Raw genomic sequence first — 24,728 nt, forward strand, 5'->3', positions numbered from 1 at the left:
AAAAATCCGTACTAACGTCCCGTGGGCGCCCCCAGGCGCCCCGGCTTTTCCATTTCCGGAGACGCAGTATTAGCACCCCAGACAAGCAGAATCGACGCAACAACGAGATCCGCGTGCCGCGCGTGCGCGTGATCGGTTCCGACGGCGAGATGGTCGGCGTGTTGTCGCGCGACGAAGCCTTGAAGATGGCCGAGGACGAAGGCCTCGACCTGGTCGAGATCCAGCCCAACGCGGATCCGCCGGTCTGCAAGATCATGGACTTCGGCAAGTTCAAGTTCGACCTGCAGAAGAAGGCCAACGAGGCCAAGAAGAAGTCCAAGCAGGTCGAGATCAAGGAAGTGAAGTTCCGCCCGGTCACCGACGAAGGCGACTACCAGATCAAGCTGCGCAAGATGCGTGGTTTCCTGGAAGAGGGCGACAAGATCAAGGTCAACATCCGATTCCGTGGCCGCGAGATGAGCCATCAGGAACTGGGCCGCGAGATGGCCGCGCGGATCGAGGCCGACCTCGGCGAGGACATCGTGATCGAATCGCGCCCGCGCCTGGAAGGCCGGCAGATGGTCATGATGATCGCCCCGAAGAAGAAATGATCGCGGGCGCAGCCCGCGATTCGTCCCGTTCCCCTCCGCCCGCTTTCGGGGGATGAATGCGATCCGGGTGCGCGGCACTGCCGCGCGATCGCATGAACAACCGGCGCGCTGCGCCGGGCCCGACGGGTAGAAGGTGGGGAGCGCGCCGAATGGCGCGTTTCGTTTTTTCTGTTGCTTGGCTGAGGGGAGGGTCCGGTCGACGGATCCTTCGGCGCCTTGGGGACCGACGCCGCGTCCCGCCGCCCGGGGATCGCTCCTCCCTCGGTCAGGACATCCTGTCCTGACTCGGGCGCAGGACATCCATGTCCTGCTTGCCGCAATCCCCGGCCGGCGGGGCGCGGCTCGCTGCGGACGAGCCTGCGTCGCTTCGAGTCCTGTGCGCATAGACGCGCGAGAAAGTTGTACTGGGCCTTGGCCGGTTCCCGCCGCGACCGTCGGGAAGGGGCGGGCGAGTGCCGCCGGAATGAGAGGGCCGGCGGTAGATGGACATCGTGGTGGCCCGCCGAAGCCCCTGATTTGCAAGCGAAACCCGCGGCGGGCATAATGGCCGGCCCGGTTCTCCGGGTGCATCACGCAATCCCTTTGGACCCGCCCTGATGTCCTTTCGAATCAGCGGCTTACAAACCGGCCAGGCAGGAAGGAAAGTGCGTTCCAGCAAGCGACGCGCGGCGTAGCCGCAAAATCGCCTGCAGAAGAACGCCGCCCGGGCCAGTACTCGAAACGACCCCAAGGACCCACCCAATGTCGAAGATCAAGATCAAGACGCATCGGGGCGCGGCCAAGCGCTTCCGGAAGACCGCTTCCGGCAAGTACAAGGCAGGCCACGCCAACCGCAGCCACATCCTCACCAAGAAGGCGACCAAGCGGAAGCGCAACCTCCGGCAGACGAACCATGTTCGTGCCGAGGACGCGGGCCGTCTGGACCGCATGCTTCCGTATCTCTGAGGAGGGCTGAACAATGGCACGAGTCAAGCGTGGCGTGCAGGCGCGCCGTCGTCACAAGAAGGTTCTCGGCCGCGCGAAGGGCTATTACAACGCCCGCCGCAAGGTCTTCCGCGTCGCCAAGCAGGCGGTCATCAAGGCGGGTCAGTACGCCTACATCGGCCGCAAGCAGAAGAAGCGCAACTTCCGTTCGCTGTGGATCACCCGCATCAACGCGGCGGCCCGCATCAACGGCATGAGCTACAGCCGGTTCATGAACGGCCTGCTCAAGGCCGGCATCACCCTGGACCGCAAGGTGCTGGCGGACATCGCCGTGCACGACGCGGCAGGGTTTACCGCCCTGACCGAAAAGGCGAAGGGCGCGCTCGCGGCGTAATGCACGTGTCCCGTCGCCACCGCTGGCGCAGCGCGCCCGCGGTGGCCGGGAGACAAGCTGGTACACGCATGGGGAAGGGCGCAAGTCCTTCCCCATTCGTTTTTTCAGGGGGGGCGAACCAGTGGGCGTCCGCATGCGGCGTGGCGCGGGGTTCTGCCGGTCACATGCGGCATCTGCTGCCGCGACGGACATGAAGGGCGGCGTACGGGTCCGGTCTCCGGGAAGACGGGCAGGGTCCGCAACAGAGGAAGCGCGATGAGCGGGATCGAATCACTGTCGGAACAGGCGTTGGCCGACATCGACGCGGCGCCCAGCGCCGAGGCGCTCGAATCATTGCGCGTGGCCCTGCTGGGCAAGAGCGGCAGCATCACCGCGCAGCTCAAATCGCTCGGCGCATTGCCGGCCGACCAGCGCAAGACCGCCGGAGAAGCCATCAACCGCGTGCGCGATGCGGTCGGCGCGGCGCTGTCCGCGCGCCGGGCGGCGCTCGAGGACGCCGAGCTCGACGCCCGCCTGGCCGGCGAATCGATCGACGTCACCCTGCCCGGGCGCGATCCCGGCCGCGGTGGCATCCATCCGGTCAGCCGCACCCTGCAGCGCATGGCCGACATCTTCGGCCGCCTCGGCTACGACCTGGCCGACGGCCCGGAGATCGAGGACGACTGGCACAACTTCGAAGCGCTCAACTTCCCGCCGCACCACCCGGCGCGCGCGATGCACGACACGTTCTACTTCCCGCCCGACGGCCGCGGCATCGCGCGCCTGTTGCGCACCCACACCTCGGGCGTGCAGGTGCGCTACATGCGCGATGCGCTCGCCGGCGGCAACGGCCTGCCCCTGCGCATGATCGCGCTGGGCAAGGTGTACCGCTCCGATTCCGACCAGACCCACTCGCCGATGTTCCACCAGTGCGAGGGCCTGCTGGTGGACGAGCATTCCACCTTCGCCGACCTCAAGGGCACGCTGGCCGAGTTCGTGCGCGCGTTCTTCGAGCGCGATTTCGAGATGCGTTTCCGGCCGAGCTACTTCCCCTTCGTCGAACCCGGCGCCGAGGTCGACATCGCCTGGCAGCGCCCTGACGGCAGCACCCGCTGGCTGGAGGTGCTGGGCTGCGGCATGGTGCACCCGAACGTGCTGCGCGCGGTCGGCATCGATCCGGAACGCTACACCGGCTTCGCCTTCGGCATGGGCGTGGAGCGGCTGGCGATGCTGCGCTACGGCGTGGACGACCTGCGCGCGTTCTTCGACAACGACCTGCGGTTCCTGAAGCAGTTCGCGTGAGCGGCCGGTCGAGCGCATGGCACGCCACCGGCGATACGCATCCCGCGCCTGGCAACGGACCCGGATTCCAGCGTTGCGGCGACGGTTCGTCCGCCTGCAGCGACAGATGAGAGTGACCACATGAAGTTCTCGGAAAACTGGCTGCGCCAGCACGTACCCACCGACGCGCCTCACGAGCGCCTGGTCGAGGTACTGACCGCGATCGGGCTCGAGGTCGAGGAGGTCTCGGTGCTGGGCGACGCACTGGACGGCGTGGTGGTGGCGCGCATCGTCTCGGCGGAGAAGCATCCCGAAGCCGACCGCCTGCAGGTGTGCCAGGTCGATGCCGGCCAGACCGGCCTGCTGCAGATCGTGTGCGGCGCGCCCAACGCGCGGCCGGGTCTGCTCGCGCCGTTGGCCACCATCGGCACGCAGGTGGGCGCACTCACCATCAAGGCGGCGAAGCTGCGCGGCGTCGCGTCCAACGGCATGCTGTGCTCGGCGAAGGAACTCGGCATCGACGCCGACGCCTCGGGCCTGCTCGAACTGCCCGCCGACGCGCCTGTCGGCGCGCCGCTGGCCGGATACCTCGGCCTGCCCGACGCCAGCATCGAGATCAAGCTCACCCCCAACCGCGCCGACTGCTTCAGCCTGCGCGGAATCGCGTTCGACGTCGCGGCCGCGCTGGACAGCCGCGTGGTCGATGCCGACGCGGCGCCGGTGCCGGCCGCGAGCGACGCGCGCCTGGCGGTGGACCTGCAGGCCGGTGCGGACGCCCCGCGCTACGTCGGCCGTGTGATCGAAGGGCTGGATGCGGGGGTGGCGACACCGGTGTGGATGGCCGAACGCCTGCGCCGCAGCGGCATCCGCCCGGTGAGCTTCCTGGTCGACGTGACCCAGTACGTGATGCTCGACCTGGGCCAGCCGATGCACGCCTTCGACCGCGACCTGCTGAACGGGCCGGTGGGCGTGCGCCGCGCACGCGCTCACGAAACGCTGACCCTGCTCGACGGGCGCGACGTGGTGCTGGACGAGGACTTCCTCGCGATCACCGACGCTGACCGCCCGGTGGCGCTGGCCGGCGTGATGGGCGGATTCGATACCCGCGTCACCGATGCCACCCGCAACGTGTTCCTGGAGGCCGCCCATTTCGCCCCGGCCGCGATCATCGGTCGCAGCCGGCGGCTCGGGCTGCACACCGATGCCGCGCACCGCTTCGAGCGCGGCGTGGATCCGCAACTGCCGCGCATCGCGGTCGAGGCCGCCACGCGCCTGATCCTCGACATCGCCGGCGGCATCCCGGGACCGGTGGTCGAGGCTGCGCTCGACGATGCGCTGCCGACGCCACGGGCCATCGTCCTGCGCTGTGCCCGGCTCGCGCGGGTGCTGGGCCTGGTCGTGCCCGACGCCGAGGTCGAACGCATCCTGCGCGCGCTGGGCATGACGGTGGTGGCGACCGCCGACGGCTGGCAGGTGGTGCCGCCGAGCCGCCGCTTCGACATCGCGATCGAGGAAGACCTGATCGAGGAGGTCGCGCGCATCCACGGCTACGACGCGATCCCCGCCACGCTGCCCGCCGGCGCCTCGCGCATCGCCGCGCCGAGCGAGACGCGCGTCGGCGAAGATGCGCTGCGCGCGCAGATGGTGGCGCGCGACTGCTACGAGGCGGTGAACTTCGCCTTCGTCGACGGGGGGCTGCTGCAGCACTGGCAGGCCACCGACGGCAGCGTGCCGTTGGCCAACCCCCTGAGCGCGGAACTGGGCGTGATGCGCACCGCGCTGCTGCCGGGCCTGGTAGCGGCGCTCGGCCGCAATCTCGCGCGTCAGCAGTCGAGGGTGCGCCTGTTCGAGATCGGCAAGGTGTTCGGCGCGGCGATCGACGGCGGGGCGCCGGTCGAGACCCTGCGCATCGCCGCGGCGATCCATGGCCAGGCCCACGCCGAACAGTGGGGCGTGCCTGCGCGCGCGGCCGATTTCCACGACATCAAGGGCGACCTCGAGAGTCTCGCCGCCTGCGGCGGAGCGCGCCTGTCCTACCGCCCGTCGCAGGCTGCGCACGGCCACCCGGGACGCAGCGCCGAGGTGTGGCGGATCGACGGCGGCACCGAACGGCGCCTGGGCTGGATCGGCGAGCTGCACCCGCGGCTGCTGCGCGCGCTGGACCTGGACGGCCCGGTGCTCGCGTTCGAGCTCGACCTGGCCCCGCTGGCGGAGCGCGCGATCGCGCGTGCGCAGGCGGTGCCGCGCTATCCGTCCGTCCGCCGCGACATCGCGTTCGTCGCCCCGGAGCACGTGTCCTGGGCGGCACTGGAAGCCACCATCCGCCGCGCCGCGGGCGCGCTGCTGGCCGACGTGCGGCTGTTCGACCGTTATCTCGGGAAGGGGGTCGATCCGGGCTACAGAAGTCTCGCAACCGGCTTGATTCTGCTGGATAAATCGCGCACTCTCACCGACAGTGACGTGGAGGTGGCGGTGGCCGGGGTGATGACCGCCCTGCACGACGAACACGGCGCCAGGATCAGAAGCTGATGTTGCCTCGGGGGACAGCGTGGCGTTGACCAAAGCGGAGATGGCCGAGAAGCTCTACGAGGAAGTGGGGCTCAACAAACGCGAGGCGAAGGAATTCGTCGACGCGTTCTTCAACGTGCTGCGCGAGGCGTTGGAGCAGGGTCGCCAGGTCAAGCTCTCGGGCTTCGGCAACTTCGACCTGCGCCGCAAGAACGAACGTCCCGGCCGCAACCCGAAGACCGGCGAGGAGATCCCGATCTCCGCGCGCACCGTGGTCACCTTCCGCCCGGGCCAGAAGCTCAAGGAACGCGTCGAAACCTACACAGGATCGCGCGATGCTTGATCCCGGCAGCAACCGCGAACTCCCGCCGATCCCGGCCAAGCGCTACTTCACCATCGGCGAGGTCAGCGAACTTTGCGACGTCAAGCCGCACGTGCTGCGCTACTGGGAGACCGAGTTTCCCAGCCTGAGTCCGGTCAAGCGCCGCGGCAACCGTCGCTATTACCAGCGCCACGACGTGCTGATGGTGCGCCAGATCCGCGGCCTGCTGTACGAGCAGGGCTACACCATCGGCGGCGCCCGCCTGCGCCTGGAAGGCGAGGGCGCGAAGCAGGAGTCGGCGATGAGCAGCCAGATCGTGCGCCAGGTTCGCATGGAGCTGGAAGAGATCCTGCAGCTGCTCAAGCGCTGAGAGGCGCAGGCGGTCCGTCTCGTTCAGCCCGCGGGCCCGTGCGCGATCGCCGCGGCGCGCTATAATCGCCGCCCGTTCCGGGGTATAGCGCAGCCTGGTAGCGCACTTGTCTGGGGGACAAGTGGTCGTCGGTTCAAATCCGGCTACCCCGACCAATTCGGTGTGAAGCAAGCGGCCCGCATCCCAGGAAGCGGGCCGTTTTGCTGTCCGGCGTCGGATGCGCACGCCCGCCCGGCTTGCCTTTGCCAGGGATGTTGAATGGCGAGGTGACTCCCATCACGCAATAAATGTGGGCGTACGCGCGATGCGGGGGAAACGTTAACGGCACCTGGGCTTCGGACATGAATCCAGCGTCGGAAGACTCGCGATCTCATCCGTTCCCGTGCTAATACTGCACTGCAGCATGGCGTTGCCGGCGACGGCTCGCCGCGACTACGACGGACGGTTCCGGTCGCGACAGGCCGGACCCCGACGTCCCCCGGACTCCCCCGACCGAGGCGCTGATCGCGACACATGAGACCCCTGGCTTCCCCGGGTTACGCCGCCGTGCTGCTGCTCCTCGTGGGCCTGTGCGGAGGTTGCCGCAGCACCGCGCACATGGCGTCGGCGCTGCCGCGACCCGATCCGCTCGCGCTCTCCACGGTCCAGCCCGCCTACCTGCTGGCGCCGGGGGACGTGATGCTGGTGCAGGTGTTCCAGGTGGACGACCTTGAGCGCGAAGTGCGCATCGACAACAACGGCCGCGTGTCGCTCCCGCTGATCGGAGACGTGGCGGCAGCCGGCCGCGAGGTCGCGGACCTCGAACGGGAAGTGGCGGCGCGCTACCGCGACGGTTTCCTCAAGGATCCGCAGGTCTCGATCTTCGTGCGCGAGGCCAACGCGCGGCGCGTCACGGTGTCGGGCGCGGTCAACGAGCCCGACATCTATCCGCTGGTGGGCGCCAACCTCACCCTGCAGCAGGCGCTGGCGCAGGCCGGAGGCGTCACCAGCGTCGCCAGCCGTCGCAACGTCGTGGTGTTCCGCACCGTGGAGGCGACGAAGATGGTGGCGCGTTTCGACCTGTCCGACATCGAACAGGGGCTGGCGCCCGATCCGCAGATCTACGGCGGCGATATCGTCGTGGTGTACCGCTCGGATGCTCGCCTGCTGCTGCGCACGATGCTCGAGCTGACCCCCTTCGTCATGGTCTGGCGGGCCTACCAGTGAACGTCGACCATGCCCGGCCAGGGGCCTTCGAGGTCCATCGCGACGGGGGCGAACTCTCGTTGCGCGACTACTGGGTCGCGCTGGTCGTGCAACGCTGGCTCGTGGCGGGCATCACCCTGGCCGTCCTGGCGCTCGTGCTGCTGGGCAGCCTGCTGATGCCGACCCGGTACCGGGCCACCAGCACGCTGCAGATCGAGCGCGAGCCGATGAACGTGGTCAACGTCGAGGCCCTGCTGCCGGTGGAATCGCCGCAGGACCGCGACTTCTACGAAACCCAGTACGAACTCCTGCGCAGCCGGTCGCTGGCGCGTGCGGTGATCGCCGAGGCCCGGCTCGTCGACGACGAGGCATTCATGCCGCGCGCTCCGGCCCCGGCCGATGGCGGGAAGCCCGCGTCCGAGGCCAGGGAGCGCGCACTGGTCGGCACCCTGCTCGACGGCCTGGAGATCGAGCCGGTCAGGAACTCCCGCCTGGTCCGCATCCACTACGACGCCACCGACCCGGCGCTGGCCGCGCGCATCGCCAATGCGTACGCCAGGATGTTCATCACCGAAGGCCAGCGGCGGCGTTCGGAGGCGTCGTCGGTGGCGAGCAAGTACCTGTCCGAACGCCTGCAGCAGTTGCAGGCCAGGGTCGAGGATTCCGAGGGCAGGCTGGTGGCGTATTCGGACGAGGAGCGGATCGTCCCCCTCGGTATCGACGCGCCGTCGTTGCCGGCGCAGAACCTGGCGGAACTCAACAGGCAACTCGCCGCCGCCCAGGGCGACCGCATCCGGGCCGAAGCCGCGTGGCGCCAGGTCGGAAACGAAGACGGCATGGACCTGCCGCAGGTGGTAGGCAATCCACTCGTCCAGCAACTCCATGCCGAGCAGGTGCGGCTGCGCGCCGAGTACACCCAGAAGCTGGCCACGTTCGAACCGGGTTACCCGGAGATGCAGCGCCTGCGGGCGCAGATCGACGAACTGCGCCTGCAGATCGACGGGCAGGTCCGGCGCATACGCGAGTCGCTGCGTGCCCAGTACGAGGCGGCGGTTCGCCAGGAAGATCTGACGGAGCAGCGCATCGATGCGCTGATGGACGACGAACTCGACCTGCAGTCCCGCAGCATCCGCTACAACCTGCTCAAGCGCGAAGTCGATACCAATCGCCAGCTCTACGACGCGATGTTGCAGCGTTACAAGGAGATCGGCGTGGCGGCGAACGTGGCCAGCAACAACGTCAGCATCGTCGACCGCGCCGAGGCGCCGGGCCGGCCCAGCTCGCCGAACCTGCCCTTGAACCTCGTGCTCGCAGGGATGTTCGGGCTGGCGATCGCGATCTGCTTCGCACTGCTGCGGTTCCTGTTGCGGGCGCCGCAAGACCAGGCCGGCAGGCGCTAGCGCGACCGCAGTTTCCGGAAGTCCATGTTCGAACCGGCCGGCACCAGGGCCGGCCATTGGAAAAGGAGGTAATCCCAGAGTTCGAGTTCGGTCCGTCGGGCTTCCGCCCCCGGAGTGCAGTGCTGCCAGATGACCAGGGGCCGGCGTAGGAGGACGTCGCGATGGCATCGGGCAGGTAATCGAATACCGACGGTCCGGCGTGTTCCCCCGCACGCGGCGTACCCGAGGGTTGGAGGAACATCCCATGCTTCTCGCAGACGTTGCACGAACGACGGGCGTCGCCGCGACGCCGCGCTCGCTCACCAAGTATTCGGCCGCGGCCGACCTGGTCCTGCGTGTGTTCGACCTGGCCGTGGTCGTGGCCAGCGCCCTGGTCGCCTACCGCCTCCTCTACGGGAGCGTGGTGCCGGCCGCACCCTACCGTGCCGCGATCGGCACCACCTTGCTGTACGCCGCCATCTGTTTCACCGCGTTCCCGCTGTACCGCAGCTGGCGCGGGCGCGACCTGGGCCGTGAACTCCTGGTCCTTGGCTGCGCGTTCAGTGGCGTGTTCGCGCTGTTCGCGCTGCACACCCTGATCGTCCAGCCCGGCCGGGGCGTGTCGGGGACATGGATCGCGCTCTGGTTCGCCGGTGGGCTGGCCACCCTGGTCGTCGCCCGCACCGCATTGAGGAACCTGCTGGAAGGCCTGCGCCTGCACGGCGTGGACATCCAGCGCGTGGTCGTCGTCGGGCTGCGGCAGCCGGTGATGAAGATCGACCACTACCTCGAACGCAATCCCTGGGTCGGGATGCAGGTGGTCGGATACTTCCGCAGCCCCTACGACCTCAGCATCGCCCACCAGCGGCGCGAGGACCTGCCCTGTCTGGGAGATGCGGACCGGCTGCTGGACTACCTCGAACACCATCGCGTCGACCAGGTCTGGATTTCCCTGCCCATGGGAGAACGCGAGCGGCTGAAGGACCTGCTGCGCGGGCTGGAGCGCTATCCGATCAACGTCAAGCTGGTGCCGGACCTGTTCGACCTGGGGATGCTCAACCAGGCCGGCGAGCAGATCGGCAACGTCCCCGTCATCAACCTGCGCCAGGGCGGCGTCGACCGGAACATCTACTTCATCGTCGCCAAGTCGTTGATCGACCGGATCCTCGCGCTGGTGGCCCTGCTCCTGCTGGGGCCGCTGATGCTGGCGATCGCGATCGGGGTCAAGGCCGGTTCGCCCGGCCCGGTGATCTTCCGCCAGCGTCGGCACGGGCGCGGCGGGCGCGAATTCTGGATGCTGAAGTTCCGGTCCATGCGCGTCCACGAACAGCGCGACGGCGCCGTCGCGCAGGCGACGCGCGGCGACAGCCGGATCACGCCGTTCGGTGCGTTCCTGCGCCGCAGCAGCCTGGACGAGCTGCCGCAGCTGTTCAACGTGCTCGGGGGCAGCATGTCGCTGGTGGGCCCGAGGCCGCACGCGGCCCAGCACAACACCTACTACGAGCGCCTGATCCAGCACTACATGCAGCGGCACTACGTGAAGCCCGGCATCACCGGCTGGGCGCAGGTGAACGGCTACCGCGGCGAGACGCCCGAACTGCGGACGATGAAGAAGCGGGTCCAGTACGACCTGGACTACATCCGGCGCTGGTCGCTGTGGCTGGACTTCAAGATCATCGTGCTGACCGCCTTCTGCGTCGTCGGGCAGAAGAACGCGTACTGATGGGCACGCCCGCATCGGTACACGCCCGGGAATGGGGGGCGGCGGCCGCGGCCCGCCGCCCCGGCCGCTGGCGCGACCGGGCGATCGAGGCGGTGCTGCTGCTGGGCATCGGGTCCGGCTTCGTGCTGGCGCTGGTGAATGCCAACGTGTCGGTGGTCAGGCCGGCGATGACATACGCGCTGGAACTCGCGATCTACATGGCCTGTTTCGCACTGGGGCTCTGGCGCCTGGACCGCGACCGCGCGGCGCTCGTCGTGGGCGGTCTGGGCGTGCTGGTGGCGCTGGTGCTGCTGCGCTACGTCGCCAGCTGGCAGTTCGATCCCAAGTTCATGCGCGATGCGCTGATCGCGTTCGCCTTCCTGGTGCTGGGCGCGGCGTATCGCGGACAGGTACCGCGGCTGTGCCTGTGGCTGGCGCTGCTGGTGGCGGTGGTGGCCGCGTTCGAGCTGGCGGCGCCGCAGCTGTACGGCGACCTGGTCAATCCGAAGAGCTACTTCGTCAACGCGCGTGGCGCCAGCGCGGCGGGCTTCTGGAACGAGGACAGCAACCTCTACGTCAGCGCCACCCGCCCCAACGCGCGCAACTTCCTGGCATCGAGCGAGCTGCCGCGCGCGTCGTCGATCTTCGTCGAGCCGGTGACGATGGGCAACTTCATCATCTTCCTGGCTGCGGTGGTGCTCGCGTTCGGCCGCCGGCTCGCGCCGCTCGCGCGGCTCGCCGCATTCGCGCTCGTGCTGTTCCTGGTCGTCGCCTCCGACGGGCGCCTGGCGGCCGGCACCTGCGTGCTGATGCTGCTGGTCGCGCCGGTGTTCGCCCGGCTCGACCAGCGCATGGCGTTCGCGGTGTTCGCGGCGGTCCTCCTGGCTGGAGCCGGCCTGGTCCACGTGGCCGGGGTGGAGGCGTTCGACGACACGATGCTGGGGCGGATCTTCTTCTCCGTCCAGTCGATCGAGGGCCTGTCGCTGCGGCAATGGCTGGGGCTGGAGCCGGGAGCGGCATACCGCTATTTCGACAGCGGGATCGCCTACTTCATCGCGTCGCAGTCCTTGCCGGGCGTGATCGCATTCGCCCTGGGATACTCGTTCCTGCTGATCCTGCCGGGCGTCGAGGGGCGGCTGTTCAAGCACCTGGCGATCTTCGCCTTCGCGCTGAGCCTGCTCGTGTCCAACGGCTATTTCTCGATCAAGACCGCGGCGCTGTGGTGGTTCGTCTGCGGCTGGGCGTGGCAGGCGAGGCCACGACTCGCGGCGCCGGGTGATGCCGCCTCCGCCGGCACGGAGCCGCAGCGGTGAGCCGGCCCGCAGGCAGCCAGCGGGATCCGCGGATCGACGCGATCCGTGCGTTGGCCATCGTGCTGGTGATGCTCGGTCACGCGCGCGGGATTCCGGAAACCTTCCAGTCCTTGGTTTTCAGCTTCCACGTGCCCCTGTTCTTCCTGCTGTCCGGGTGGCTGGCGACGGCGCATGGCAGGGCGCGCGGCGACGGTACCTTCGTTGCCCGCCAGGCGCGCGGCTTGTTGCTGCCCTACCTGGGGTTCTTCCTGCCCGCCTACGGGTACTGGCTCGCGACCCGGAACATCGGCAGCAAGGCGCAGCGCTGGGGCGAGGTGCCGTGGTGGGATCCCCTGCAGGGCGCGCTGGCCGGCAGCGGGCCGGGGCTCTACGTGCAGCCGGCGTTGTGGTTCCTGCCGGCGTTGTTCGTGACCGCAGTGGCGTACCGCTTGCTGGTGCGTCGACCGCACGCGCGCTGGCTCGCGCCGGTGGCGGCCGTGGTGTGCTGCGCGTGGATCGAAGCGGTGCTGCCGCTGCCGGTGCGCCTGCCGTGGTCGCTTGACCTGCTGCCGGTGTGTTTTTGCTTCTACGCCTTCGGCGCCGCGCTGGCCGTGCACGGCCGTTCGCCCGCGACCCCGTTGCCGGCTGGAATCGTGTGGCTGGTGGTCGCGGCCTGGTTGCCGTTGGCGTGGTTCAACGGCCGGGTCGACATCAACCTGATGCGCTTCGGAGCCTCCGCGTTCGCCTTCCTGGCCGCTGCACTGCTCGGCAGCCTGGTGGCGAGCCAGCTGGCGACGCGCCTGCACCGCTGGCCCGCGGTGGCATGGATCGGGCGCAACACGCTGTTGCTGCTGGGCATCCATTTCCCGGTGTTCTTCGTGCTCTCGGGGATCCGAGCCGTGGCCGGTGTCGAGTCGCCACCGGGCCCGGGCTGGGCGCTGTTCGTCACCGCGGTCGCGCTGCTGGCGGCGGTGCCGCTGCGCTGGCTGTTGCTGCGGCTGGCGCCGTGGGTGCTCGGACAGCCGGGCAGGGAAACGGCGAATATCGGCCGCGCATCGGAGGCGCAGACGCGATGAGGGTGCTGCACGTGGTCCGCCAGTTCCATCCTTCCGTGGGCGGCATGGAGGAGGTGGTGCTCAACATCGCCCGCCAGCATGTGAAGACCGGGGGCGTGGCGGAGATCCTGAGCCTGGATCGCCTGTTCACCGCGCCGGGCCAAAGGCTGCCCGCGCGCGACGAGGTCGAAGGCATCCCGGTCCGGCGGATCGGCTACGCCGGGTCGTCGCGCTACCCGCTGGCGCCTTCGGTGCTCTCCGGCCTGGCGGACGCGGACCTGGTGCACGTGCACGGCATCGACTTCTTCTACGACTACCTGGCGATGACGCGGATGCTGCATCGGCGACCCCTGATCGCGTCCACCCATGGTGGCTTCTTCCATACCGGTTTCGCGTCGTCGATCAAGCAGGCGTGGTTCCGGACCATGACCCGCGCCTCGGCATCGGCCTACGCGCGCATCGTGGCCACCAGCGAGAATGACGGGCTGCTGTTCTCCCGCGTCGTGGCTGCGCGCAGGCTGCGGGTGATCGAGAACGGCGTCGATGTCGACAAGTTCGCGGGCATGGCGTGCCCGTCGCCAGGACGCACGCTGCTGTTCTTCGGTCGCTGGTCGGCGAACAAGGGTCTGCCGGAAACGCTGGAACTGCTGCGCGCGTTGCGCGAACGCGATCCGCGCTGGCGACTGATCGTGGCAGGCCGCGAGTACGATCTGGATCGCCCGCGGCTGTTGCACCAGAGTCGGTCGCTGGGGCTGGATGCTGCGGTGGAGCTGGTGGTGGCGCCGGACCTCGCGCAGCTGCGTGCGTTGATCGCGCGGTCGCAGTTCTTCGTCTGCCTGTCGCGGCACGAGGGCTTCGGGTTGGCGGCGGTGGAAGCCATGAGCGCAGGCCTGCTGCCGGTGCTGAGCGACATCCCGCCGTTCCGCCGCCTGCACCGGGAATCTGGCACCGGCGTGCTGGTGTCGCCCGCGCAGGCGGAGCAGGCGGCCGACCGGGTGCAGGACTTCGCGCTGCGCGGCGATCCCGAACTCGCACGATGGCAGCTCGCCTGTCGTCGCTTCAGCGATCGCTACGCGTGGGACAGCGTGGCCGCACGATACTTCGACGAGTACCGGCAGGCGCTGTCGCCGCGTTCGCGGCGCGGAGCGGCCGCATGAGCCGTCCTGGCGTCGACGCGGACCGGATCGTGGTGCTGTTCTCGACCGAACGGCCGGGGCCGACGACCAATCCCTACCTGAGCCAGCTCTACGGTGCCCTGCCGGCGCCGCTGGAGCAGCGTTACTTCTCCATGCGCGAGGCCCTGTGGGGCGACTACGACGTGCTGCACCTGCACTGGCCCGAATACCTGCTCAGGCATCCCCGCCGCATCGGCACCTGGGCGAAGCACGCCTGCGTGTTGCTGCTGTTGGTGCGACTGCGCGCAAGGCGCACCGCGGTGGTGCGCACCCTGCACAACGTGCAGCCGCACGAGGACGGCGGGAGGGTCGAACGCTGGCTGCTGCGCGGACTCGATCGCGCCACGCGCCGATGGATCCGCATCAACGCCGCGACCCCGCCGCGCGTGCCGGCCACCGATACCATCCTGCACGGCCACTACCGCGACTGGTTCGCAGCCATGCCACGTCCGTCCCCGGAGCCCGGACGACTGCTGCATTTCGGGCTGATCCGGCCGTACAAGGGCGTTGAATCGCTGATCTCGGCGATGGAGCGACTCCAGGATCCGCAGGTGCGGCTGCGCATCTGCGGCCGGCCGTCCGATGCGCGGATCCGTCGCGATGTCGAGCAGGCCTGCCTGCGCGATCCGCGCATCAGCGCGCGGCTGGACTACCTCGACGATGCCACGCTCGCGGCCGAGGTGGGCCTGTCGGAACTGGTGGTGCTGCCCTACCGGCAGATGCACAACTCCGGCACCCTGCTGCTGGCGCTGTCGCTGGGACGCCCGGTGCTTGCGCCGAGGAGCCCGGCCAATGCGGCGATCGCCGACGAAGTCGGCCACGGCTGGGTGCACCTGTACGAAGGCGAGCTGGCGCCGTCCGTGCTTGCCGATGCGCTGGCGCGGACGCGTGCCGGTGGACGCACGAGCCTGCCCGATCTGTCGCGGCGCGAATGGCCGGCCATCGGCCTTGCGCACCTCGCCGCGTATCGCGACGCGCTTGCCGCCACGGGTGCGCGTCCATGAGCGACCGGGCCGGCGCCATGCCGACGCCGCCACGACTGGGCGTGCGCGCCGCGGGCGGCGCGCTGGTGACCATGGGCGGGCAGGGCGTGCGCGCGCTGGTGCAGTTCGGCGGCATCATCCTGCTGGCGCGGCTGCTGACCCCGCACGACTACGGCCTGGTGGCGATGGTCACCGCGATCATCGGCGTGGCCGAGATCCTGCGCGACTTCGGGCTCTCCTCCGCCACCATGCAGGCGCGGACGGTCAGCCGCGAGCAGCGCGACAACCTGTTCTGGATCAATGCCGCGATCGGGCTGGCGCTGGCGGTCGCGGTCTTCTGCGGTGCGAACGCGGTCGCGCGGTTCTACGGCGAGCCGGCACTGGTGGGGATCGCGCAGGCGTTGGCGGCGACCTTCCTGCTCAATGGCCTGGCGACCCAGCACCGCGCGCAACTGGGTCGCGAGTTGCAGTTCGGCCGGCTGGCGGCGGGCGACGTCGGCGGCCAGGTGGCCGGCCTGGCGGCGGCGGTGGCCGCCGCGTTGGCGGGCGCGGGCTTCTGGGCGCTGGTGGTGCAGCAGGTGGTGCAGGCGGCGGCGACGCTGCTGCTGGCACTGCTGTGCGGGCGCTGGTTGCCGCGCGGCTACCGGCGGGACGCGCCGGTCGGCCGCTTCATCGGCTTCGGCGGCAGCCTGGCGATGACGCAACTGCTCGGATACGCCAGCCGCAATACCGGGCAGGTGATGATCGGCTTGCGCATGGGCGCCGATGCGCTGGGCCCGTTCAACCGCGCCTTCCAGTTGTTGATGATGCCGCTCAACCAGATCAGCGCGCCCGCCACCACGGTGGCGCTGCCGGTGCTGTCGCGCCTGCAGGACGATCCGGCGCGCTTCGGCGCGTTCCTGCTTCGCGGGCAGACGGTGCTGGTGCATCTGGTGGCGGCGCTGCTCGCATGGGCCTGCGCGCAGGCGCTGCCGTTGATCGTGCTGCTGCTCGGCGACCAGTGGCTGGCCGCGGTGCGGCCGTTCCGCTGGCTCGCGCTGGGCGGCATGTTCCAGGTGGCTGGCTATGCCTGCTACTGGGTATTCATGGCCAAGGGCCTGGCCGGTGCGCAACTGCGCTGCGCACTGGTCGGGCGCTCCGTTCTGGTCGCGTGCGTCGTCGCCGGGGCGGCATGGGGCGTGGAGGGCGTGGCCGCCGGCTACGCCCTGGGCCTGCTGCTGTTGTGGCCGTTGTCGCTGTTCTGGATCTCGCGCGTCAGCGACGCGCCTGCGCTGGCGATGCTGGGCAACGGACTGCGCGCGCTGGCCGCGTATGGCGCGTGCGCGGCGCTGTCCACGGCCGCGTCCACGTGGGTGGCGGGTTCGCTGTGGACGCAGTTGCTGGTCGGGACGGCCGCCATGGCGGGCGGGTTCGCCGTGCTCGTGCTGGCATGGCCGGCGTTCCGCCGCGACGTCGCCTCGATCGTGCAGATCCGCCATCTCCTCGCCGAATCCCGGAGGCATCGATGAGCCTTGCCCCCTGTCCGCCCACCCACGAGGCGCGCGATCCGCGAGCGGACCCGGGCGGTCCGGGCCCTCGTGCGCCGAACCACCTGGTGCTCTCCGCCCACGATTACCGGACGCCGCGCCGCGCCAACATCCATTTCATCGCCGCCGAACTGGCCAGGCGCGGGCCCACGCGCTTCTTTTCGCTGCGCTACAGCCTGCTGTCGCGATGGAAAGGCGATGCGAGGCTGGCGCTGGATGACCGGGCCAACCGGATCGAAATGCACGATGGCGTGGAGTGCTATCTGTGGCGGGCGCTGGTCCATCCGTTCAACAGCCGGCGGCGCTGGGCAAGGCCGCTGGAGGACGCGATGTTCGCGTGGTACGCGGACCATCCGCCGGCCGTGCTCGAGCGCTGGATCGCCGAGGCCGACGTGATCGTGTTCGAGAGCGGCACCGCGGTGGCGTTCATCGAGGCCGCACGCAGGCTCAATCCGGCGGCGCGCCTGGTGTACCGGGCGTCCGATTCGCTGGCGGCGATCAACGCTGCCCATTGGGTGGAACGCAGGTTCGACCGGGTCGCGCCGATGCTGGACGTGATCGCCCTCGTGTCTCCGGCGATGGCACCGGCCATCGCGAGTCGCGACAACGTCTTCCACGTGGGCCACGGGCTCGATCCGGGTCTGGACGCGCTGGGCGATCCTGCGCCCTACGACCCGGGCATCCATGCCGTGGCGGTGGGCTCGATGCTGTTCGATCCGCGGGTGTTCGTCGCCGCTAGTCGCGTGTTTCCGGAGATCACGTTCCACGTGATCGGATCCGGGCAGGGACGCCACCCCGGCTACGGAGACAACGTCGTCGTCTACGGCGAGATGCCGCACGCGCGCACGATCCCCTACATCAAGCATGCCCGCATCGGGTTCGCGCCGTACGCGTCGCAGGAGGTGCCGGCCTACCTGGCAGACAGCTCGATGAAGCTGCTGCAGTACGACTACTTCGGCCTGCCGGCGGTGTGCCCGCACGTGGTGGTCGGCGGGCGCGACGGTCGCCACGGCTACGTGCCCGGCGACGAGGCGTCGCTCATCGCCGCGATCCGCAGCGCGCTGGCGCAGCCGCGGGCGCGGCCTCGCAGGCTGCTGGACTGGGCCGAGGTCACCGATCGCGTGCTCGACCCGGCGCGCTACCCGGATACGCGCATCGACCACGCAGGCCTTGCCGCCGGCCTGGCCTGACGCCAACGGCCACCTGGAGACATCACGACATGCGACAACGGCTGCTGCAACGCTGGATCGAACGCACCGAACGCCAGGCCCTGTACTGGTGGCGTCCGAAGGACGGGCGCATCAACACCGGCGACCAGTTGTCGCGGGACATCGTCTCCTGCGTGCTGGCGTTGCGTGGCCACTCGCTGCTCGATGCGCGCGCGACCAGGCGGCGGCTGCTGGCGATCGGTTCGATCCTGCATTTCGCCCGCAGCGGAGACGCGGTGTGGGGCAGCGGCGTCAACGGCAAGGTCGACCAGAACCTGCATCGCTTCGAGACGCTGGACGTGCGTGCGGTGCGCGGGCCGGGCACCCGCCGCTTCCTGCACGAGCGCGGGGTCGCGGTGCCGGAGGTGTACGGCGATCCCGGCCTGCTCATGCCCCTGTTCTTTCCGGCGTCCCTGCTCGATGGCGGGCAGCGGCGCCCGGTGGTGGTGGTCCCCCACTTCAACGAGCCGCCCGCGAAGTACCGCGGCCACGCCGACCTGGTGTGGCCCGACTGCCCGCCGGTGACCTTCGTGCGTCGCCTGCTCGGCGCCGGGCTGGTGGTCAGCAGCTCGTTGCATGGCCTGGTGCTGGCCGAAGCCTATGGCATCCCGGCGGTGTACCTGGACTGGGGCAATGGCGAAGACCGGTTCAAGTACGACGACTACTACGCGGGAACCGGACGGACGCGCTGGCACAGCGGTGGCAGCATCGAGGAATGCGTGGCGCTGGGCGGCAACGACGGATTCGACCTCGCCGCAATCCAGGCGAAGCTGCTGGCGGCCTTTCCGTATGACCTGTGGCAGGGCCGTCCGGAGGCGGCGGTCGATGGGCCGCCCCGGCATGGGTGACGGCGGCGCAGGCGATGGGGGGGCGCGCCGTTTCGCGATCGGGGACCTCGTGGCCATCGGCGGTTTCCGGGTGCTGTCGACCACGCTGGACGCGTTCGCCGGCGAGCTGGCCGACGTACTGGGCGCCGGCCGGCCACGGCGGGTGCTGTTCGCCAACACCAACTTCGTCGTCCAGTGCCAGCACCTGCGCGGGCAGTTGCACGACCCGTCGATCCGGATCGTCAACGATGGCATCGGCATGGACCTCGCGGCGCTGTGGCTGCACGGACGCCGCTTCGCCGGCAATCCGAATGGCACGGACCTGGTTCCGCGCCTGTGCGAGCGGGCGACGACGCCGCTGCGCTTCTACCTGCTGGGCGGGCGACCGGGGGTGGCCGAAGCCGCGGCCGATGTCCTGCGCCGTGAGCATGGACAGGTGGTCGTCGGCGTCTGCGACGGCTACCAGGGCAGGGCGCGCGCCGGCGCGGCACTGCCGGCCCGGATCGAGGCGGCCGCGCCCGATATCCTGCTGGTCGCGTTCGGAAATCCGCTGCAGGAGCAATGGATCGTCGAGCATGCCGGCACCCTGCGCGTGCCACTGGTCCTCGGCGTGGGCGCGCTGCTGGACTTTCTGTCGGGGCAGGCGCAACGCGCGCCCGGCTGGGTCCGGCGCTGGCGCCTGGAATGGCTCTATCGGCTGGTGCACGAACCCCGCCGCCTGCTGCGGCGCTACAGTTGGGACCTGCTCGTCTTCTTCCGCCTGTGCTGGCAGCGACGCAACGGCTGATCATGCGAGCGCGCAGCGTGGCGGCGCGGATCGCCCGTTGCCGCGGCGGCATCCGCACGCGATAAGGTGTGGGCATGGAGACGCTCGATCCACAGCTGGAAATCGCGCAGCTGATCGCGACGCTCGGCCTCGAACCGCATCCGGAAGGCGGATACTTCCGGCGCTTCCATGAGTCGCGGCAGCAGGTGCACGTGGACGGCGCGCCGCGCCCGGCGCTGACCGCCATCCACTACCTGCTCGCACCAGGCGAGCGCAGCCGGTGGCACCGCGTGGACGCCGATGAAACCTGGCACTGGCAGCAGGGGGGAACGCTCGAGCTCGAGCGCTACGACGCCGCGAACGGCGCCCTGTCGCGCCACCGCCTCGCTCCGACGCCTGCGGGCGATGGCACGTCCTGCATCGTCCCGGCCGGCCAGTGGCAATCCGCGCATGCCGGCGGGGCAGCCGTGCTGGTCGTGTGCACGGTGGCGCCCGGTTTCGTCTGGGAAGGATTCGAACTGCTGGATCCTGCCTCGAAGATCGGGCGGGAACTGTGGCGGCGCGGCGCGGTCCAGCGATGAGCGCCGGTGGCCGCCCGTCATCGCTTACGCTCTCCTCCATGACCCTGGCCGCGAATGCAGTGCTCCTGTCGATGCTGGTGCCTGCGCTCCTGGGAGCGAAGGCGGCGCCCCCGCCCGGGCCTGCACCCGTCGTCGAGACCGTCGCAGCAAGCGCGGACGATGCAGACACCGCGTCCCGGGCCACGGATGCACGCGATGTCCCACCGGCCTCCGCTGCGCGCGAGCCTGCCGATGCGACGGCCGCACCACCAGGGTCGGCCGCGTCCATCGTCGATCACGAAACCATCGTCGTGTCCGGCGCGCTTCCAGGTCCCGGCCTGTGGAAGGTGCGCAAGGACGGACACGTGCTGTACGTAATGGCCACGGTGTCTCCCCTGCCGAAGCGGATGGAATGGGATTCGACCGGGCTCGAATCGGTGGTCGCGCGCTCGCAGCAGGTCCTGCTGCCGCCGTCGTTCACCCTGGATGCCGGCGTGGGCATGTTCCGCGGCATGCTGCTGGTGCCGTCGCTGTTGAAGGCCCGCCGCAATCCGGACGGCGCGACCCTTCAGCAGATGGTGTCGCCCGACCTGTACGCGCGCTGGGTGCCGCTCAAGCGACGCTACCTCGGCAACGATCGCGGCGTCGAGCAGTGGCGCCCGATCTTCGCCGCGCAACACCTCTACGAAGCGGCGATGGACGACTCCGGGCTCAGCCGCGAGGGCGTGGTCGACAAGGCGGTCCGGCGCATGGCCCGGCGCCATGATGTGGAACTGCGCGCGGTGAACTTCGAGCTTGAGATCGACGACCCCAAGGCCGTGATCCGCGAATTCCAGGCCACCACGCTCGCAGACACCGAGTGCTTCGAGAAGACGCTGTCGCGGATCGAGGGGGATCTCGAACTGATGCGGCAGCGGGCCAACGCCTGGGCCACCGGCGAGGTCGGCGCGCTGCGCTCGCTGTCGATCGAGAACCAGTACAGCACCTGCATCCGCGCGATGACCGAGAACGGACTGGCGCGCAGGCTCGGCATCGACGACCTGCGCGCGCGCCTGGATGCGATGTGGCTCGCGGCTGCCGAGGAAACGCTTGCGGCCAATGCGTCGAGCCTGGCGATGCTGCCGCTGTCGCTGGTCACCGCGCCCGATGGTTACCTCGCGCGCCTGGAACAGAAGGGCTACGCGGTCGAAGCGCCCTGAGCGGCGCTCAGGCCTCGATCCGGTCGCGTCCGCCGCGCTTGGCGCGGTACAGCGCGGCATCGGCCTCCTCGATCCACTGTTCGAGGGAATCATGGCCGCCGTGCGCAGGCGCCATGCCGACGCTCGCTGTCACGCGCGCCTCCCCCAGTGCGGCGACGTCGATGCGGCGGATCTCGCGGCAGATCGCCTCGGCTACCAGCCGCGCGTCGCCCGCCGGGGTCGCGTGCAGGACGATGCCGAACTCGTCGCCGCCGTAACGCCCGGCATCGTCGCTCTCGCGCAGGCCGGCGCGGGCGGGAACCGTGGCCACCGGCGTTCGCTTCGCATCCAGTCCCTTGCGGCGGGACATCGATCACCGGGGCGGCATCGCGCGGCCGGCGTGCGGCCGATGGCGGCGTGGCGGAAGGTCCGAACGCGTCAGCCCGACGCGCTGCGCCGCGCGGGCTGATCGGCGTGCTGCGGCCAGCGCTGCAGGATCGCTGCGCGGATGCCCGCCGCATCGAGTCCGGCTTCGGCCAGCAGCACCTCGCGGCTGGCGTGGTGCTGGAACGCGTCCGGCAGGCCCAGCTGCAGCACCGGACGCTGGATGCCCTCGGCCTGCAGCAGTTCGAGCACACCCGAGCCGGCGCCCCCCATCACCACGTTGTCCTCGAGGGTGACAAAGCCCTCGTGGTCCTGGGCCAGTTCCAGCAGCAGTGCGCGGTCGAGCGGCTTGACGAAACGCATGTTGACCACGGTCAGCCCGAGCGCCTCGCCGACCTGTTCGGCCGCCGGCACCAGGGCGCCGAACGCGAGCAGGGCCAGGCGCGTCCCGCGCCGGCGCACCTCGGCCTTGCCGATCGGCAGCGTGTCGAGCGTCTGTCCCGGCGCGACCCCCGGGCCGCTGCCACGCGGATAGCGCACCGCGGCCGGGCCCTCGTGGCGGTAGCCGGTGCTCAGCATCTGCCGGCACTCGCGCTCGTCGGCGGGTGCCATCACCACCAGGTTCGGTACGCAGCGCAGGTAGCTCAGGTCCAGGTTGCCGGCATGGGTCGCGCCGTCCGGCCCGACCACGCCGCCGCGGTCGACCGCGAACAGCACGTCGAGCTTCTGGATCGCCACGTCGTGCACGAGCTGGTCGTAGCCGCGCTGCAGGAAGGTCGAGTAGATCGCGACCACCGGCTTGGCGCCTTCGCAGGCCATGCCGGCGGCGAGCGTGACCGCGTGCTGTTCGGCGATGGCGACATCGAAATAGCGCTCCGGATATTCCTTCGAAAAGCGCACCAGGCCCGAGCCCTCGCGCATCGCCGGCGTGATCCCGAGAAGTGCGGGATCGCTGGCGGCCATGTCGCACAGCCAGTCGCCGAACACGTCGGTGTAGGTCGGCTTCTTCGCGCCGGCCTTGGCTTCCAGGCCTTTGGTCGGATCGAACGGGGAGACAGCGTGGTAGCCGATCTGGTCGCCCTCGGCCAGTTCGTAACCCTTGCCCTTGGTGGTGATCACGTGCAGCAACTGCGGCCCCTTCAGCCCCTTGAGCGTCTTCAGCGCGCCGGCGAGTGCCTTGACGTCGTGGCCATCGATGGGGCCGGTGTAGTGGAAGCCCATTTCCTCGAACAGCGTGGACGGCACGAACATGCCCTTCCAGTGTTCTTCCCAGCGGCGCACGAAGCGCGCGGTACCGCTGTTGCGCTTGTCGCCGAGGATCTTCTTGCCGCCTTCGCGCAGCGCGTTGAGCGTCTGGCTGCTGGTCATGCGGCCGAGCATGCGGGTCAGTCCGCCGACCGCCTCGCTGATCGACATGCGGTTGTCGTTGAGGATCACCAGCAGGTCGGGCTCCGGATCCATGCCGCCGGCATGGTTCAGCGCCTCGTACGCCATGCCCGCGGTCATCGCCCCGTCGCCGATCACGGCGACCACGCGGCGGCCGTTGTCCGCGCGCGCGTTGGCGATCGCCATGCCCAGCGCGGCCGAGATCGAGGTCGAGGAATGGCCGACCCCGAAGGTGTCGTACTCGCTCTCCTCGCGCTTGGGGAACGGCGCGACGCCGCCTTCCTGCTTGACTGTGTGGATCGCGTCGCGGCGGCCGGTGAGGATCTTGTGCGGATAGGTCTGGTGGCCGACGTCCCAGACGATGCGGTCTTCGGGCGTGTCGTAGATCCAGTGCAGCACCGTGGTCAGCTCGACCACGCCAAGCCCGGCACCGAAATGACCGCCGGAGCGGCCGACGGATTCGATCAGGTAGCCGCGCAGCTCTTCGGCGATGGCGGGCAGTTCGGTCTCGTCGAACTGGCGCAGTTCGGCCGGGCTGCCGATGCGCGCGAGGCGCGGGTAGCGGGTGGAATCGATCATCCGCGCATTGTAGATCCTGTCCCCGGACGCCGCCGTGCAGGGACCGCCCGTCAGCGCCCGCGCAGCCGCCCCAGCAGGCCCCCGCTGCGCGGCGCGGTGGCGGGCTCGGACGGCTGCTCGGGCACCGGTTCGGCGACGCCCGTGGCCAGGTTGGCGTTCACGAAGTCGACGATGTCCTCGAGCGCGATCCCGCTGGCGGCCGCGACATCCTGCAGTTTCGCCGGGCCCTTCATCATCGCGGTGGCGATGCGGAAATGGCGCGGGAACTCGCGTTCGGTCTGGGGCCAGCGGTTGAGCTGGTAGCGGGCGTCGGGATCGTGGCCGGGCAGCAGCGCGCCCTTGCCGCTGACCAGTGCGCCCAGCCAGATCAACCGCGCGAGCGGCTGCGGTGCGCCGGCGACGGTCGTTTCCTGGTCCCAGGTGGCGTCGTCGACCGGTTCCAGGTCCTCGCGTGCCACCTCGCCCTCGAAATACTGGGCCAGCGGCTTGAGCGCCGAGGGGCCGTGATAGGCCGGGATGTCGGCGTCGACCAGCAGGGTCGGTCCGCTGGGACGCCGGTAGCGCAGGCGGCCGCGCAGCTGTCCGCTGGTGAGCCAGCCGAGCAGGGTGGCCGGCGCGGACGGCGACGCCGCGGGCGGTACCGGAGCAGCCGGAGCCATGTCGGGCGCAGGCGCGGGGGGCGCTGCCGTCGCCGGCGTGGGTTCGGCGGGAAGGGGCGCCGGAGCCACGGACGCAGGCGGCGGCGCGGCATGCGCTGCGGGCATCGGCACGGCAGGTGCGGCCTCCGCGAGCCTGACCTCGGGGGCTGGCGCGTCGACCGCGGGCGCGTGGTCGGCTTCGGGCGCGATGGTTGCGGGGGCGCCAGTTGCGCCACCGATCTCGCGCAGCAGCTCGGCGAGCGAGTCCACGCTGAACGGGCGGCCGAGCCGGAAGTCGGTCTGGGTCCGCATGGCGGAGGTCAGCCCCACCACGCGCTTGCCCGAGGCGTGCAGGCGCAGCCAGCTCATCGGACCGTACATGCTGTCCATGTCGACCACGATGTGGTCGGCCTGGGTTTCGGGGAGCAGTTGCCAGGTTCCCGCAAGGCGCTGGTTGGCTTCCAGGAAGGCCGCCTTGAGCGCGGCTTCGGTGGCCGGATCCATCCCGGCCAGGCCGATGGTCAGGGACATTGCGCG

The 24,728-nt window shown here is 69.9% G+C and carries 23 protein-coding genes and 1 tRNA gene; 21 read left to right on the top strand and 3 right to left on the bottom strand.

Annotated features, from left to right (window positions below):
- Positions 1 to 68: 68 nt before the first annotated feature.
- The 21 genes from infC to QFW81_RS16840 all read left to right on the top strand — a co-directional run bounded on the left by infC (position 69) and on the right by QFW81_RS16840 (position 21,225).
- Complete coding sequence (gene infC / locus QFW81_RS16740; protein ID WP_280580553.1) at positions 69 to 590, top strand: translation initiation factor IF-3; 522 nt, start codon at positions 69 to 71, stop codon at positions 588 to 590.
- A gap of 741 nt (positions 591 to 1,331) precedes the next feature.
- Complete coding sequence (rpmI, locus tag QFW81_RS16745; protein WP_100322122.1) at positions 1,332 to 1,535, top strand: 50S ribosomal protein L35; 204 nt, start codon at positions 1,332 to 1,334, stop codon at positions 1,533 to 1,535.
- Between the two features lie 13 nt (positions 1,536 to 1,548).
- Positions 1,549 to 1,908, top strand: a complete 360-nt coding sequence (gene rplT, locus QFW81_RS16750; protein WP_280580363.1) for a 50S ribosomal protein L20 — start codon at positions 1,549 to 1,551, stop codon at positions 1,906 to 1,908.
- 255 nt (positions 1,909 to 2,163) lie between these two features.
- Positions 2,164 to 3,189 (top strand): phenylalanine--tRNA ligase subunit alpha, encoded by a 1,026-nt coding sequence (pheS, locus tag QFW81_RS16755; RefSeq protein ID WP_280580364.1) that lies wholly within the window; start codon positions 2,164 to 2,166, stop codon positions 3,187 to 3,189.
- Positions 3,190 to 3,309: 120 nt separating this feature from the next.
- On the top strand, positions 3,310 to 5,697 hold the full coding sequence (pheT, locus tag QFW81_RS16760; RefSeq protein WP_280580365.1) for a phenylalanine--tRNA ligase subunit beta: 2,388 nt from the start codon (positions 3,310 to 3,312) through the stop codon (positions 5,695 to 5,697).
- Between the two features lie 19 nt (positions 5,698 to 5,716).
- Positions 5,717 to 6,019 (top strand): integration host factor subunit alpha, encoded by a 303-nt coding sequence (locus QFW81_RS16765; RefSeq protein ID WP_280580366.1) that lies wholly within the window; start codon positions 5,717 to 5,719, stop codon positions 6,017 to 6,019.
- Positions 6,012 to 6,368, top strand: a complete 357-nt coding sequence (locus QFW81_RS16770; RefSeq protein ID WP_146388068.1) for a MerR family transcriptional regulator — start codon at positions 6,012 to 6,014, stop codon at positions 6,366 to 6,368. The genes QFW81_RS16765 and QFW81_RS16770 overlap by 8 nt, the downstream gene beginning before the upstream one ends.
- A gap of 78 nt (positions 6,369 to 6,446) precedes the next feature.
- Positions 6,447 to 6,523 (top strand) — tRNA-Pro (locus QFW81_RS16775).
- A gap of 442 nt (positions 6,524 to 6,965) precedes the next feature.
- The gene (locus tag QFW81_RS16780; protein ID WP_280580554.1) at positions 6,966 to 7,574 is read left to right on the top strand and encodes a polysaccharide biosynthesis/export family protein; all 609 of its coding nucleotides are present in this window, start codon (positions 6,966 to 6,968) and stop codon (positions 7,572 to 7,574) included.
- The gene (locus QFW81_RS16785; protein ID WP_280580367.1) at positions 7,571 to 8,953 is read left to right on the top strand and encodes a GumC family protein; all 1,383 of its coding nucleotides are present in this window, start codon (positions 7,571 to 7,573) and stop codon (positions 8,951 to 8,953) included. Before QFW81_RS16780 ends, QFW81_RS16785 begins: the two co-directional genes overlap by 4 nt.
- 244 nt (positions 8,954 to 9,197) lie before the next feature.
- Positions 9,198 to 10,655 (top strand): undecaprenyl-phosphate glucose phosphotransferase, encoded by a 1,458-nt coding sequence (locus QFW81_RS16790; protein ID WP_280580368.1) that lies wholly within the window; start codon positions 9,198 to 9,200, stop codon positions 10,653 to 10,655.
- Positions 10,655 to 11,947 carry a polysaccharide biosynthesis protein GumE gene (locus tag QFW81_RS16795; RefSeq protein ID WP_280580369.1) on the top strand — a complete coding sequence of 431 codons (1,293 nt, stop codon included), beginning with the start codon at positions 10,655 to 10,657 and terminating at the stop codon, positions 11,945 to 11,947. The genes QFW81_RS16790 and QFW81_RS16795 overlap by 1 nt, the downstream gene beginning before the upstream one ends.
- A complete protein-coding gene (locus QFW81_RS16800) occupies positions 11,944 to 13,002 on the top strand; it encodes an acyltransferase family protein (protein WP_280580370.1) in 1,059 nt (352 codons plus the stop codon). Before QFW81_RS16795 ends, QFW81_RS16800 begins: the two co-directional genes overlap by 4 nt.
- Positions 12,999 to 14,138, top strand: coding sequence for a glycosyltransferase family 4 protein (locus tag QFW81_RS16805; RefSeq protein ID WP_280580371.1), 1,140 nt, complete (start codon positions 12,999 to 13,001; stop codon positions 14,136 to 14,138). Before QFW81_RS16800 ends, QFW81_RS16805 begins: the two co-directional genes overlap by 4 nt.
- Positions 14,135 to 15,160: a glycosyltransferase gene (locus QFW81_RS16810; RefSeq protein WP_280580372.1), complete on the top strand. Its 1,026-nt coding sequence runs from the start codon at positions 14,135 to 14,137 to the stop codon at positions 15,158 to 15,160. The genes QFW81_RS16805 and QFW81_RS16810 overlap by 4 nt, the downstream gene beginning before the upstream one ends.
- Entirely contained in the window at positions 15,157 to 16,647 is a 1,491-nt protein-coding gene (locus tag QFW81_RS16815) for a lipopolysaccharide biosynthesis protein (protein WP_280580373.1), read from the top strand. Before QFW81_RS16810 ends, QFW81_RS16815 begins: the two co-directional genes overlap by 4 nt.
- Entirely contained in the window at positions 16,644 to 17,855 is a 1,212-nt protein-coding gene (locus QFW81_RS16820) for a GumK N-terminal domain-containing glycosyltransferase (protein ID WP_280580374.1), read from the top strand. The genes QFW81_RS16815 and QFW81_RS16820 overlap by 4 nt, the downstream gene beginning before the upstream one ends.
- A 29-nt stretch (positions 17,856 to 17,884) precedes the next feature.
- Complete coding sequence (locus QFW81_RS16825) at positions 17,885 to 18,721, top strand: polysaccharide pyruvyl transferase family protein (protein ID WP_280580375.1); 837 nt, start codon at positions 17,885 to 17,887, stop codon at positions 18,719 to 18,721.
- Positions 18,714 to 19,487, top strand: coding sequence for a WecB/TagA/CpsF family glycosyltransferase (locus QFW81_RS16830; protein ID WP_280580555.1), 774 nt, complete (start codon positions 18,714 to 18,716; stop codon positions 19,485 to 19,487). Before QFW81_RS16825 ends, QFW81_RS16830 begins: the two co-directional genes overlap by 8 nt.
- Positions 19,488 to 19,561: 74 nt before the next feature.
- On the top strand, positions 19,562 to 20,047 hold the full coding sequence (locus tag QFW81_RS16835) for a cupin domain-containing protein (RefSeq protein WP_280580376.1): 486 nt from the start codon (positions 19,562 to 19,564) through the stop codon (positions 20,045 to 20,047).
- A gap of 290 nt (positions 20,048 to 20,337) precedes the next feature.
- On the top strand, positions 20,338 to 21,225 hold the full coding sequence (locus tag QFW81_RS16840) for a TraB/GumN family protein (protein WP_280580377.1): 888 nt from the start codon (positions 20,338 to 20,340) through the stop codon (positions 21,223 to 21,225).
- Positions 21,226 to 21,232: 7 nt separating this feature from the next.
- Here QFW81_RS16840 and QFW81_RS16845 read toward each other — a convergent pair whose 3' ends face one another.
- From QFW81_RS16845 to QFW81_RS16855, 3 genes are all read right to left on the bottom strand, one after another.
- Positions 21,233 to 21,535, bottom strand: a complete 303-nt coding sequence (locus QFW81_RS16845) for a GGDEF domain-containing protein (RefSeq protein ID WP_280580378.1) — start codon at positions 21,533 to 21,535, stop codon at positions 21,233 to 21,235.
- Between the two features lie 107 nt (positions 21,536 to 21,642).
- Positions 21,643 to 23,553, bottom strand: a complete 1,911-nt coding sequence (dxs, locus tag QFW81_RS16850; RefSeq protein WP_280580379.1) for a 1-deoxy-D-xylulose-5-phosphate synthase — start codon at positions 23,551 to 23,553, stop codon at positions 21,643 to 21,645.
- Between the two features lie 50 nt (positions 23,554 to 23,603).
- Positions 23,604 to 24,722, bottom strand: coding sequence for a hypothetical protein (locus QFW81_RS16855; RefSeq protein WP_280580380.1), 1,119 nt, complete (start codon positions 24,720 to 24,722; stop codon positions 23,604 to 23,606).
- Positions 24,723 to 24,728: the final 6 nt, after the last annotated feature.

Source organism: Luteimonas kalidii (assembly GCF_029887935.1).
GTDB lineage: Bacteria > Pseudomonadota > Gammaproteobacteria > Xanthomonadales > Xanthomonadaceae > Luteimonas > Luteimonas kalidii.

Coding starts and splice junctions, on each gene's coding strand:
- rpmI (WP_100322122.1), top strand. CDS start 1,332: ATGTCGAAGATCAAGATCAAGACGCATCGGGGCGCGGCCAAGCGCTTC.
- rplT (WP_280580363.1), top strand. CDS start 1,549: ATGGCACGAGTCAAGCGTGGCGTGCAGGCGCGCCGTCGTCACAAGAAG.
- pheS (WP_280580364.1), top strand. CDS start 2,164: ATGAGCGGGATCGAATCACTGTCGGAACAGGCGTTGGCCGACATCGAC.
- pheT (WP_280580365.1), top strand. CDS start 3,310: ATGAAGTTCTCGGAAAACTGGCTGCGCCAGCACGTACCCACCGACGCG.
- QFW81_RS16770 (WP_146388068.1), top strand. CDS start 6,012: ATGCTTGATCCCGGCAGCAACCGCGAACTCCCGCCGATCCCGGCCAAG.
- QFW81_RS16780 (WP_280580554.1), top strand. CDS start 6,966: ATGGCGTCGGCGCTGCCGCGACCCGATCCGCTCGCGCTCTCCACGGTC.
- QFW81_RS16790 (WP_280580368.1), top strand. CDS start 9,198: ATGCTTCTCGCAGACGTTGCACGAACGACGGGCGTCGCCGCGACGCCG.
- QFW81_RS16795 (WP_280580369.1), top strand. CDS start 10,655: ATGGGCACGCCCGCATCGGTACACGCCCGGGAATGGGGGGCGGCGGCC.
- QFW81_RS16805 (WP_280580371.1), top strand. CDS start 12,999: ATGAGGGTGCTGCACGTGGTCCGCCAGTTCCATCCTTCCGTGGGCGGC.
- QFW81_RS16810 (WP_280580372.1), top strand. CDS start 14,135: ATGAGCCGTCCTGGCGTCGACGCGGACCGGATCGTGGTGCTGTTCTCG.
- QFW81_RS16815 (WP_280580373.1), top strand. CDS start 15,157: ATGAGCGACCGGGCCGGCGCCATGCCGACGCCGCCACGACTGGGCGTG.
- QFW81_RS16820 (WP_280580374.1), top strand. CDS start 16,644: ATGAGCCTTGCCCCCTGTCCGCCCACCCACGAGGCGCGCGATCCGCGA.
- QFW81_RS16825 (WP_280580375.1), top strand. CDS start 17,885: ATGCGACAACGGCTGCTGCAACGCTGGATCGAACGCACCGAACGCCAG.
- QFW81_RS16830 (WP_280580555.1), top strand. CDS start 18,714: ATGGGTGACGGCGGCGCAGGCGATGGGGGGGCGCGCCGTTTCGCGATC.
- QFW81_RS16835 (WP_280580376.1), top strand. CDS start 19,562: ATGGAGACGCTCGATCCACAGCTGGAAATCGCGCAGCTGATCGCGACG.
- dxs (WP_280580379.1), bottom strand. CDS start 23,553: ATGATCGATTCCACCCGCTACCCGCGCCTCGCGCGCATCGGCAGCCCG.
- QFW81_RS16855 (WP_280580380.1), bottom strand. CDS start 24,722: ATGTCCCTGACCATCGGCCTGGCCGGGATGGATCCGGCCACCGAAGCC.